General features: G+C 69.3%; 13 protein-coding genes. 4 read left to right on the top strand and 9 right to left on the bottom strand.

Translation table 11 applies throughout. From position 1 onward, the window contains the following. On the bottom strand, positions 1–319 hold a 319-nt coding region (locus ACFDS6_RS13480), incomplete at its 3' end, for a manganese catalase family protein (protein ID WP_375272624.1). Positions 320–532: 213 nt separating this feature from the next. Here ACFDS6_RS13480 and ACFDS6_RS13475 point away from each other — a divergent pair. Together ACFDS6_RS13475 and pncB are read left to right on the top strand one after the other, a co-directional pair. Beyond that, complete coding sequence (locus ACFDS6_RS13475) at positions 533–1,390, top strand: glucose 1-dehydrogenase (RefSeq protein WP_375272623.1); 858 nt, start codon at positions 533–535, stop codon at positions 1,388–1,390. A 20-nt stretch (positions 1,391–1,410) separates the two neighbouring features. Next, positions 1,411–2,715 (top strand): nicotinate phosphoribosyltransferase, encoded by a 1,305-nt coding sequence (pncB, locus tag ACFDS6_RS13470; protein ID WP_375272622.1) that lies wholly within the window; start codon positions 1,411–1,413, stop codon positions 2,713–2,715. A gap of 151 nt (positions 2,716–2,866) precedes the next feature. Here the strand turns inward: pncB and ACFDS6_RS13465 are convergent, their stop codons facing one another. From ACFDS6_RS13465 to ACFDS6_RS13455, 3 genes are read right to left on the bottom strand one after another with little or no spacing between them, the layout of a single operon-like run. Then, positions 2,867–3,163: a hypothetical protein gene (locus tag ACFDS6_RS13465; protein WP_375272621.1), complete on the bottom strand. Its 297-nt coding sequence runs from the start codon at positions 3,161–3,163 to the stop codon at positions 2,867–2,869. Between the two features lie 34 nt (positions 3,164–3,197). Further along, positions 3,198–4,181 carry an SDR family oxidoreductase gene (locus ACFDS6_RS13460; RefSeq protein WP_375272620.1) on the bottom strand — a complete coding sequence of 328 codons (984 nt, stop codon included), beginning with the start codon at positions 4,179–4,181 and terminating at the stop codon, positions 3,198–3,200. Then, a complete protein-coding gene (locus tag ACFDS6_RS13455) occupies positions 4,178–4,594 on the bottom strand; it encodes a cupin domain-containing protein (protein WP_375272619.1) in 417 nt (138 codons plus the stop codon). The genes ACFDS6_RS13460 and ACFDS6_RS13455 overlap by 4 nt, the downstream gene beginning before the upstream one ends. A gap of 87 nt (positions 4,595–4,681) precedes the next feature. Between ACFDS6_RS13455 and ACFDS6_RS13450 the strand changes: the two genes are divergently transcribed. Then, complete coding sequence (locus ACFDS6_RS13450) at positions 4,682–5,527, top strand: type 1 glutamine amidotransferase (RefSeq protein WP_375272618.1); 846 nt, start codon at positions 4,682–4,684, stop codon at positions 5,525–5,527. A gap of 151 nt (positions 5,528–5,678) precedes the next feature. Here the strand turns inward: ACFDS6_RS13450 and ACFDS6_RS13445 are convergent, their stop codons facing one another. Next, on the bottom strand, positions 5,679–6,164 hold the full coding sequence (locus tag ACFDS6_RS13445) for a metallophosphoesterase family protein (RefSeq protein ID WP_375272617.1): 486 nt from the start codon (positions 6,162–6,164) through the stop codon (positions 5,679–5,681). A 119-nt stretch (positions 6,165–6,283) separates the two neighbouring features. Between ACFDS6_RS13445 and ACFDS6_RS13440 the strand changes: the two genes are divergently transcribed. Then, positions 6,284–6,478 carry a hypothetical protein gene (locus tag ACFDS6_RS13440; RefSeq protein ID WP_375272616.1) on the top strand — a complete coding sequence of 65 codons (195 nt, stop codon included), beginning with the start codon at positions 6,284–6,286 and terminating at the stop codon, positions 6,476–6,478. A 177-nt stretch (positions 6,479–6,655) separates the two neighbouring features. Here ACFDS6_RS13440 and ACFDS6_RS13435 read toward each other — a convergent pair whose 3' ends face one another. From ACFDS6_RS13435 to ACFDS6_RS13420, 4 genes are all read right to left on the bottom strand, one after another. Next, complete coding sequence (locus ACFDS6_RS13435; protein ID WP_375272615.1) at positions 6,656–7,363, bottom strand: hypothetical protein; 708 nt, start codon at positions 7,361–7,363, stop codon at positions 6,656–6,658. 336 nt (positions 7,364–7,699) lie between these two features. Continuing rightward, positions 7,700–8,254 (bottom strand): uracil-DNA glycosylase, encoded by a 555-nt coding sequence (locus ACFDS6_RS13430; protein ID WP_375272614.1) that lies wholly within the window; start codon positions 8,252–8,254, stop codon positions 7,700–7,702. Between the two features lie 67 nt (positions 8,255–8,321). Beyond that, the gene (locus ACFDS6_RS13425; RefSeq protein WP_375272613.1) at positions 8,322–8,867 is read right to left on the bottom strand and encodes a DUF4142 domain-containing protein; all 546 of its coding nucleotides are present in this window, start codon (positions 8,865–8,867) and stop codon (positions 8,322–8,324) included. A gap of 187 nt (positions 8,868–9,054) precedes the next feature. Further along, positions 9,055–11,136 carry a TonB-dependent receptor gene (locus ACFDS6_RS13420; protein WP_375272612.1) on the bottom strand — a complete coding sequence of 694 codons (2,082 nt, stop codon included), beginning with the start codon at positions 11,134–11,136 and terminating at the stop codon, positions 9,055–9,057. Positions 11,137–11,175 lie beyond the last annotated feature (39 nt).

Below are 11,175 nucleotides of genomic sequence, written 5' to 3'. Positions count from 1 at the left end.
TGCCGCCGCCCATTACCGCGCCGACGATGCCGTCCGCCGCACCTTCTTCCTGCAAGGAGGTCGGCGCCTTGTCGAGGTTGAGCGCCACCGCGGTCGCCAGCATCTCAATATGGCCGATCTCCTCGGTGGCGGTGTGGAGCAGCATGTCGCGGTACTTGGTCGTCGGCGCGCGGTTGCCCCATGCCTGGAAGAAATATTGCATGCAGACGCGGATTTCGCCCTCCACGCCGCCGATCGCCTGTTGCAGCATCCGCGCGAACGCGGGGTCGGGCTTCTCCACCGTGACGGGATATTGCAGGCGCTTGTCGTGATAGTACATGGTCGGCCTCTCGGTTGAGCGCTCGCGCGCGGTCCGCTGGCTGAACGATGACACCGGAGGCTGGTTTATTGCGCAGCCTCAACAAAAGCGTGGTTTCTAAGTGATTTGAATCAACTTCCCTCAGGCGGGTTGATCTGCGTCAACACATTTCCGCGGCGGTGGAACGCTTCGGACGCCCGGTTCTTCCTTGTCGGACAACGAGGAGCCCGCGCCATGACCTATCGCCCCGAACCGCCCTTCGCCGAGCAGCAGCAGGAAGTGCCCGGCACCACCGACCGGATGAACCCGCGCCCCGACCACGGCGAGGACAGCTACGTCGGCTACGGCCGGCTGAACGACCGCAAGGCGATCGTGACCGGCGGCGACAGCGGGATCGGGCGCGCGGTCGCGCTCGCCTTCGCGCGCGAGGGCGCAGACGTGCTGATCAGCTATCTGAACGAGGACGACGACGCGGCCGAGACCAAGCGGCTGGTCGAGGACGCGGGGCGCCGCGCCGTACTGGTGCCGGGCGACATCAGCGATCCCGCGCACGCGCGCGACGTGGTTGCAAAGGCGGTGGAAGCGTTCGGCCGCGTCGACGTGCTGGTCAACAACGCGGCCTATCAGCACACGTTTGCCGAGATCGAGGACATTCCGGACGAGGAGTGGGACAAGACCTTCGCGGTCAACATGCACGCGATGTTCTACCTGTGCAAAGCCGCGGTGCCGCACATGCACGAGGGATCGTCGATCATCAACACGACTTCGGTCAACGCGGACAAGCCGCTGCCGACGCTGCTCGCCTACGCGACCACCAAGGGCGCGATCCACAATTTCACCGCCGGGCTGGCGCAGATGCTGGCGAGCCGCAAGATCCGCGTCAACGCGGTCGCGCCCGGGCCGGTGTGGACGCCGCTGATCCCCTCGACCATGCCCGCCGATCAGGTGAAGTCGTTCGGGCAGGAGACGCCGATCGGCCGCGCGGCGCAGCCGGCCGAGCTGGCACCACCCTATGTCATGCTGGCGAGCGACGAGGCGAGCTACATCTCCGGCGCGACAATCCCGGTGACGGGTGGTACGCCGTTCCTTTAAGCATTTGAGGAGAATACCGCGTGGCGGTGACCGACATCGCCACGCGCGTGTACGACCATAGCTGGCGCGTCGATCCGATCATCCGCAGCCTGCTCGACACCGATTTCTACAAGCTGCTGATGCTGCAGATGATCTGGCGCGAGCACCGCGACGTGCGCGCGACCTTCGCGCTGATCAACCGGACGAAGTCGGTGCGGCTGGCCGAGGTGGTCGACGAGCGCGAGCTGCGCGAGCAGCTCGATCACGCGCGCGGCGTGCGGCTGGCGAAGAAGGAGCTGATCTGGCTCGCGGGCAACACCTTCTACGGCGAGCGGCGGATGTTCGCGCCCGACTTCCTCGCCTGGCTCACCGACTTCCGGTTGCCCGACTACGACCTGCGTGTCGCCGACGGGCAATATGAGCTCCACTTCGAGGGCGCGTGGACCGACACGACGATGTGGGAGATACCCGCGCTCGCGATCGTCAACGAACTGCGCAGCCGCGCCGCTCTGCGCGCGCGCGGGCGGTTCGAGCTCGACGTGCTCTACGCGCGCGCCAAGGCGAAATTGTGGGAGAAGGTCGAGCGGCTGCAGCGATTGCCCGACCTCGTCATCTCCGATTTCGGCACGCGGCGGCGGCACGGCTTCCTGTGGCAGCGCTGGTGCGTCGAGGCGTTGAAGGAAGGGCTGGGCGCGCGCTTCATCGGTTCGTCCAACGTGCTGCTCGCGATGGACAACGACCTGGAGGCGATCGGCACCAACGCGCACGAGCTGCCGATGGTGCTCGCCGCCCTCGCCGACGACGACGCGGGCGTGGCGGCGGCGCCGTACCGCGTGTTGGAGGAATGGCAGGCGCATTACGGCGGCAATCTGCGCGTCGTGCTGCCCGACGCATTCGGCACCAAGGCGTTCCTCGACCACGCGCCCGACTGGGTGGCGGACTGGACCGGATTTCGCCCCGACAGCCTGCCGCCGATCCCCGCGGGCGAGCAGATCATCGATTGGTGGCGCGCGCGCGGACGCGATCCGCGCGGCAAATTGCTGATCTTCTCCGACGGAATGGACGTCGACTCCATCGAGGCGACCTATCGCCATTTCGCGGGACGGGTGCGGATGAGCTTCGGCTGGGGCACCAACCTGACCAACGACTTCCGCGGCTGCGATCCCGAAGGAGGCCATGCGCTGGAGCCGATCTCGCTCGTCGCCAAGGTGATTGCGGCGAACGGGCGACCGGCGGTCAAGCTGTCGGACAATCCGTCCAAGGCGACCGGCGACCCGGCGGAGATCGAAAGGTACCTGCGGATTTTCGGTGAGGGCGGGCGGACGAAGACGGCGGTGTCGGTGTGATCCCGTCACCCCAAACTTGATCCGGGGTCCCGCTCTTCTGGAGTGCGGGGCTAGCAAGCGGGATTCCGGGTCAGGCCCGGGATAAAGGGGGGGGGTCAGCCCAATATAAAGTGTTTCCGCCGCAACCTACCCACCTCCTGACCTCTCGCTTTCAGGGAGGGGAGTTGGATGCCTCCAGCGCCGCAAACCATTCCGCGTAGGGCGTGTTGCGCGCCATGTGCCGGTTGAGGTCGGGTGCGCCGTCATCCCACCATGGCGGACCGCGCTCGCCGAGCGCGACCTTGGCGGCGTGGACGCGGGCGCGGGCGGCGGTGACCGCTTCCGCGTCGCCGGTACGCCCCGCGCTGCCGACGGCGCGGCGCGCGTCCATCAGGTCGGCCACCAGAGCGGCGCGACGCTCGTCCGACAATGCCGGGTTGCTCCGCCGCCACAGCCGGCCGCGCACCACCAGGTAGCGGCCGTCCGGGGTGACGGGTGCGGGCTCAGTCGTGACGGCGGCGCCACAGGAAGGCGGCGAGGCCCGCCGCGCCCGCGGCCGCGACGCCGCCCGCCACCACCGCGGCCTTGCGGCGGCGTTCAGGATGGCGACGCCCGCCCTCGACCCCGCTCGCGCCCGCGGGGGCCGCGTGGAGCGCGCCCTGGCTGTCCGCACCCGGCTCGGCGCGGTCCGACCAGACGTCCATGAAGCCGTTCATTATCGCCGCGCCGAGGTTGGGCGTGGCGAACTGGCCGAGCTTAAGCAGGCACGCGGGCGCACCCACCACGGTCGTGTTGCGCGGACGGCGCGCGAGCTTCACCACCGCCTTCGCCACCGTCTCGGGCGCGAGCGCGCCGGGCGGCAGCGACAGCTTCACGCCGGTGTAATTGCCCGCGTGATCGATGCCCGGCGTGTCGACGAAGGTCGGGTAGACGTCGCAGACGTGGATGTGCGGGCGTTTCGACACCTCCGCGCGCAACGCCTCGCTGAACCCGCGCAGCCCGAACTTGCTCGCGGCGTAGGCGGCGGCGTAGGGCGTCGCGAAGAAGCCGCCGACCGAGATCATGTTGACCCAGGTGCCGCGGTCCTGGCCTAAGAAGATCGGCCACACTGCGCGCGCGTCGTTCATGTGACCGACGAGGTTCGCGTCGATCACGCGGGCGTGATCCGCTATTGGCACGTCGTGGTACTTGCCGACCACGCCGACGCCGACGTTGCTGAACCACAGGTCGATCTCGCCCAGCAGCTCCTTAGCTTCGGCGGCGAAGGCGGCGACCGCGGCGGCGTCGGTTACGTCGAGCGTGCGCACCTCCGCACTGCCGCCCGCCGCGCGCACCTTGGCCGCCACGTCCTCCAACCCGGCCTCACCGCGCGCGGCGAGCACGAGGTGCGCGCCCTTCTTCGCGAAGGCGAGCGCCGTCGCCGCGCCGATGCCGCTCGACGCGCCGGTGATGACGACGCGCAGGTGCTGCCGGGCGCCGCGCATCATCGGCTGATCGCGTCCTTGACCGCCTCGCCCGCCTTGGCGAGCAGGCCCTTCTCGGCTTCCTCGGCCTCTTCCTTGGTCTTGAACGCCGCGCCCTCCGGCTCGGCAGGCGGCGCGTAGACGGTGAACAGCTTCAGCGCGCCCGTGCCCTTGTTGACGAAATTGTGCTGCGATCCCTTGGGCACGACGACCATGTGGTTCGGCCCCGCCTTGGTGTTGTGGCCGTCGACCGTGACCTGCGCCTCGCCGGTGACGATAAAGGTGGTCTGGTCGGCGGCATGCTTCTCCATGCCGATCTCCTCGCCCGCCGGGATGCTCATCAGCACCACCTGCACCTTGCTGTCGCGGTACACTTCCTTCTGCCACAGCTCGTTCCTGTTCGCGAGCTCGATCATGTCCTTGTTGAAGATCGCCATCATTCTTCCTTTCGAATGGTTGCGGGGAGAACGACGCACGCGCCGGAGCGTTCACCGCCGGACCAACAATCATTCGATCGGACGCGCGTGAAGTTCCTGGTGGCGGAAAGTGAGACGGCCGAGCACCGTGCCAAGCGGCGCGCGCGGTCGGGCAAGAGTTCGGGCGAGACGTTCCAGGCGACGCTGGAGCAGATGGTGCCGGGGGCGGCGGTGACCCGCGTCGAGCCCGCCGACGCCGACGGCGATCGCATGGCGGCGGACGAGATCGCCGCGTTCGACGCGGTGTTCCTGACCGGGTCGCCGCTGCACGTCTACGAGGACGCGCCGGAGGTTGAGCGGCAGATCGCGTTCATGCGCGCGGTGTTCAACAGCGGCGTGCCGTCGTTCGGGTCGTGCGCCGGGCTGCAGGTCGCGGTCGCCGCCGCCGGTGGACGCGTGCGGCCGATGCCCGAGCGGATGGAGGCGGCGATCGGGCGGCGGATCACCGCCACCGACGAGGGGCGCGACCACCCGCTGCTCGCCGGACGCCCGCCCGCGTGGGACACCGCCTCGATCCACACCGACGAGGTCGAGGAACTGCCCGCGGGCGCGACCCTGCTCGCCTCCAACGGCGCGACGCGGGTGCAGGCGGCGGAGATCCGATGCGGCGCGGGCGTGTTCTGGGGCGTGCAATATCATCCCGAACTCGCACCCGGCGAGATCGCGTCGGCGATCCGCGACCAGGCCGCGTCGCTGGTCGAGGCCGGGCTGGCGAGCGACGAGGCGGCGGTGGAGCGCCGCGCCGCGCTGCTCGACCGCGTCCACCGCGACGCCGACGACCATGCCGCGCGCTGGGAATTGGGCGTCGACGACGAGTTCGCGGTGGAGGACCGGCGGCGGCTGGAGATCGCCAACTTCATCGCCGCGATCCCGCGCCTGCGCGGCGCGCGTTAGGCGGCGGGGTAGGGCGCTCGCCGATCGGTATTGCTTTTCCTCTCGTCACCCCGGACTTGATCCGGGGTCCCGCTTTTTGGGGAGCAGAAGAAGGCAGCGGGATCCCGGATCAGGTCCGGGATGACGGTAAAGTTGATCGGTAGAGACCGCTTTAGCGCGCGATCAGCTGCTGCAGCGTGATCGGCCAGAAGTCGCGCGCGTCGACGCCGACGTCGTACTGGCGCGGCATAGGCTTCAGCCGGCCGTGGCTGTGGCCGTGGAGGTTGATCGCGCCGCGCCCCTGCGCGTTCCACGACCGGAATGGGTAGTGGCACAGCACCAACCTGCGCCCGTCCTCCTCCAGCTCGCGATAGTCGTGGACGCTCGCCCAGCCGGGGGCAGAGAGCGTCGCGTCGGGGTCGTTGTTGCCGCGGATCAGGTGCTTGGTGCCGTTCAGTTGCCCCAGCAATGCCGCGACGTCGCCGGGGCGCCTGGCAACATCGCCCAAGTGCCAGACCTCGTCGTCCGCGCCGACGACGCTATTCCAGCGCGCGATCATCAGATGATCCATCGCGGCGACTGACTCGAACGCGCGGCGCTGTATGTTGATCGTCCGAGGATCGCCGAAATGCGTGTCGGCGGTGAAGAAGCGAGCCATAATGGGACGCGTCTAGGCACGGGAAAATAGCCGGGCAATCGCACCTTGTAAGATTCGCTTCGTGCCGGGGCGCCGACAATCGTTGTATGTGAGTAATGATTGCGCTGAGCGAGGGGGCGATGCGACGGTTCGATTACTTCACGGGCGCGCGCGACACGTGGCGCGCGAGTGCGGCGCGGCGCGCCAAGCAGGTCAAGCTCGACCACGGCACCGACGCGATGAACTACGTGCGTGATCGCATCGCGCGCGCGCACTGGACCAGCTTCCAGCGGCGTCGATGGAGCTATATCCGCCGCCTGCTGGAGCGTGGCTGAGCACGGCCGGTGCGGGCAGCGGGGCGCACCGCGAATGTCGTCGCCTTTCCAGCACTCGGGCGAGCCGGTCGCGCCGTTCCCCGTTGGCGCTCGCGCCAGTGAGGCGGGCAGGCTGCCGAGCGCTTCCGCCGAACCGATCAGCGCAGTTGCCGCGCGAGTCAGCCAACGTGGACAGTGTCAGGGATGCGCCTTGACCTGAAAGGACGCTTCGATCTTGAGGAGGTGACTGGCGATCTTGGTAAGCCGATCAACAGGATCATCGCCGCGCGGATTGCTGAACACGATCTTCATAACGCCGCCGAACGGCGTCGGAGCGACGGCGCTACATTCCAATGCCGCCCTATTGGAATCGTCAATCGGCAGAGATTTGCAGACATAGCCGAACGTTCGACCGCCGATCGTCGTCTGCCCGGACGGATTGCCGAAAGCCCGTGCCCCAGCAGGATCAGCTAACGAACTTGTCGCTCGATTGCTGACGTGCAGACCGATCACTGCATAAGCCTCGGGTACGGATTGCCAGAACGAGAAATTAACCTGTGCCATGTCGCCATACTGCCCGGCCCGGCTCCAGTCGATGAGGACACCCGTCTGCGGAACGAGGAAGAAGTACATCTCAGGGCGATCGGGACGTTCGGGATCGTCATCGTACGAAACACGAAATAAGCTTCGTACGTCCGGCACGATGAGGCTCTTGGACGCCGAGAAACGGAACTCTGTCGTGGGCAGGTCCAGCCGACGCCATTTCCAGAGCGGGTTCTGGTAGATCGGCGTCGTATCGGCACAACTCGGCAAGACGAAGAGGGATAGTAGATACAGGAAGAATCGTCCGCGACCTCTGGACGATGGGGCAACGACAATCACGTCAGCAGCCGACATCCGCTTCACCGCTTTCTCCCTGCGTTGTCCAGCCGCAACGACCTGCGCAACGGCAGGCCGCTGTCCCGCGGCAGCAACGCCGCCGCGACGCGCGAGTGCGTATCGCTCAGTCGGCGGATCACTACGCCGCGTTTGTAGCACAGTATGACGTCTAAGGCAGTGTCCGAAAGGTTGTCGGGGCGGTAGCCGTAAGGAGCAGGTGCCTCAGCTCATCCGTGAATGAAAAGGTTGCGGCAGGCCGTGCGCGTCGGGCAGCGGACCGACGACCTCACACGTCGGCCGGTGAGATCGGCCCAGCGATAGCGGGTGCTTGCGCAGACCGGCAGCGGGCCGCGCACCGCTCGCTTACTGCCCGGCCGCGGCCAGCAGCGTCGCGGCGCGCGCCAGCGTGGCGCGGATCGCTTCGGGGATCGCGGGGTTGGTGCAGACGATCGTCGGCGACGGGTGCGGCATGGTGAGCACCGGCACGCCGGGGCAGTGCGCTGCGACGACCGGTGCGGCCTCGCGCGCGACGCGGCCCGACAAGATGACGACGCGCAGCCGGGGCAGCAGCGCGAGGAAGCCGGGCAAGGCCGCCAGCCCCTCGGCGATCTCGCCGCGCCGGAGCGCGCGGTTGCGCGCGCCGGGTTCGTGGACGATCCACGGCACCGTGTTCCACAGGATCGTGTCGCCGCGCGCGATCGCCGCGTCGGCGAGAAAGCGCGACAGGTTGCGCGCGGTGCCGGTCGGATTTTCGCACGACACCGCGCGCTCCTCCGCGCCGCCGGGGCCAGGCGTTTCCAGCAGGATCAACAGCCGCGCCGCCGCGCCGCCGTCGTTCGGGTCGAACAACGGCATGCGGCGCCCGCCATCGACCAGCGCGCGCCGCCATGTCTCCAGTCGCTGCTGCGCGTCGTCCATCACCTTCGTGTAGCGGCAAACGCGCGCCGCGGTGCGGGGAACGGCCGGGCCGATCCCCGCGCGCGGATCACATCGCCTGGCCGGCCATGTTGCCGCCCTGCAGCTTGGACACCATCTCGACGTGGCGCTTGACGATCGGCGCCGCGGCCTTGGCGTTGGCGCGCAGCGCCGCCTGGTCGCCGTTCGCGGCGTAGCTCTGCTGCAGGTCGAGCGCAGCCTGGTGCGCCGGCAGCTGCTGCGCGAGGTAGATGCGGTCGAAGTCGCCCGGTGCCGCGGCCTGCAATTCGTTGATCGAGGCGGTGGCCCCTGTGTCGAGCATCGGCGGCGTCGGCGTGAGCCCGGCCTTCTTCGCCGCCGCCATCGTCTTGGCGGTGGTCTTGTTATGCTCCTTAATCATCATCGACGCGAAGCGCTTCACCGCCGGGTTCTGCGACTTCTGCAGCGCGATCTGGCTCGAGTTGATCTCGTACAGGTCGCTCATCCCCGACGCCATGACATAGGGCATTGCCTGCGTCTTTGCCTCGGGCGGGGGCGGCGGCGGGGGCGTCTGCGCGGCGACGGGGAGGGCGACGGCGGATGCGAGCGCCATCGCGAGACCGGTCAGCATCTTCATGATTTTCTCTCCAGCAATCGGGTCGATCGTGGCGCGATGCCACGATGTCGCCCGCTCAACCCGAGAGACGAGCAGCCGGTTTCACGGACGCGCGGCAAAACAGTGTTGATGTGAATCAAGTCATCGTGGCGTTGGATCGCCGACCAAGCGGACCGAGATCTGGCGCGTTGCTTGGCCCCAATCACGATCACCGCCACGATCCGCGCAGCCGAAGCCCGATCCACAAGGTGCGCGGCGTCGCGCGCTCGACCAAGTCGGCGCCGCTGACCCCCGCCTCGACGCGCTCGTCGAACAGGTTCTCCGCGCGCGCCTCCAGCGCCAGCGCCGACGTGAGCGGGACGGACAGATAGCCGTCCACCGTCGTCGCGGGCGCCAGCGCGCGCGTGTTGCCGTCATCCTCGAACTGGCGCGCGGCGTGGCGCAGCGTCGCCGAGGCCGTGAGCGCGTCCTGACGCCAGCCGAGCGTCGCCGACACGAGATCGCGCGGCGTCTGCGCCGGCCGCAGCCCGTCGAGCGCGGCGGCGGCGCTCGACGCCTCGACGCGCGGCGACACGTGGCTCCACGACGCGCGCGCGAACACCGGTCCGACCACGTCCCAGTCGGCGTCGAGCTCGACACCGGTCGAGCGGATCGCGTCGAGGTTTTGGCGCACGCGGTAGACGCCCGCCGCCGACACGAAGCCGACGCCCGCGAAATTGCCCGGCCCGCGCGCGACCGTCACGTTGCTGATCGCGTCGTCCAGTCGGTTCCAGAATATCGTCGCGGCGAGGCTGACGCGGCTCGCCGGCGCGATCGTCACGCCCCCGTCGACGCCGGTCAGCCGCTCGGGCGATAGCGCGGCATTGGCGGCGGTCGCGTCCGCGCCGACGCGGAACGGGCGGTAGAGTTCGTTGAGCGTCGGCAAGCGCCAGCCGCGATAGGCCGAGGCGCGCAACGTCACGCCGTCCGCGACGCGGTAGGCCGCGCCCGCGCGACCGGTCGCCTCCGTGCCGTCGCGGTCGGCGAAGCGATCGTCGGTGAACGCAGTGCCGGTGACGAGCGCGCGCTCGCTCAGTCGGCCGTCCTCGATCCACCAGCGATCGACCCGCCCGCCGAGCGTCAGCGTCAGCGGTCCCCGTTCCAGGCTCGCGTCGGCGAACGCGCCCAGCGTCGTGCTGCTGCCCGCGGCGCCGCGCCGCCTAGTCGGCACGCCGTTCGCGTAGCTGTAGAATTCCTGCGTCCGCCCGCTCACGTCGCGCCAGTCGACACCCAGCCGCAGGTCGGCACCTGCACCCAGCGGCGGCACCAGCTCCAGCCGCGCGCCCAGGCCGGTCGCGGGGGTGTTATATTGGTCGAGCGTCTGCGTCGCGGAAGTTCGCCGTGCGTCGACGCTCGCGAACTGCGAGGCAAAGGCGCGGGTCTGCAGGTAAGCGAGCGCGGAATAGCCCCAAGGCCCGCGCCCGACGAGGCGCAGGCTGGCGTCGGCGCCCTCGCTCTTGTTGGCGGTGAACGCGGTGCCGCGCGTGCGCCGGTCGGTGAACGCGCTGACGTTCGCCTGCAACTCGGTGTCGGCACCGGCGCGGATCACGCCGCGCACCGCGCCCGACGCCTGCTCGTAGGGTGCTGGGCCATCGACAGGGCCGCGGTCCTCCGCCACGATCGGCGCGAAGCCGTCGCCGCGCGCGTAGGCGCCCGACAGCGTCGCGAAACCGCGGTCGTTGCTGAGCGTCACCGAGCCTTGCGCGTCGAGCGAGTCGCGGCTGCCGTAGGCGACGCTGCCGAGGTAGCGCGGCACCTGAGCGGGCGTCGCGCTCTCCAGCTCGACCGTGCCGGCGAGCGCGCCGGGGCCGAAATAGCCGCTGCCGCCGCCGCGCGTCACGCGGATGCGCCCGATCCGATCGGTGGCGTAGGCGGGGAAGGGCACCCAGCCGCCGAACGGGTCCGCCTGCGGCACGCCGTCGAGGATTAGCAGCGCGCGGCTCGACGCATTGCCGCCGATCCCGCGCAAGCTGATCCCCTGGCTGGTCGGGTTGGCGGAGCGCGAGTCGGAGCGGCGGAACTGCTGCAATCCCGCCACGTCGGCGAGCACGCTCTCCAGCCGGTCGGCGGCGTTGGTTGCGATTCGATCGGCGTCGATCGTCACCACCGCCGCGGCAGCGTCGCCCGGCCGGTCGCTTAGCCCGCGGCCGGTGACGACGATGTCCGCGCCGGGCGCGGCGGCGGTCTGCCCCGCGGCGGGCGAGATCGTGCCGGGCAGGGCGGCGCCGAGCAGGAGGATGCGGCGGATCATGATAGGTACTCCTGCAGGAACTGGCGCGTCGTAGCGGCG

This window comes from Sphingomonas sp. (assembly GCF_042095875.1).
Lineage (GTDB): Bacteria > Pseudomonadota > Alphaproteobacteria > Sphingomonadales > Sphingomonadaceae > Sphingomonas.
This window is presented reverse-complemented; position numbering and strand designations above follow the sequence as displayed.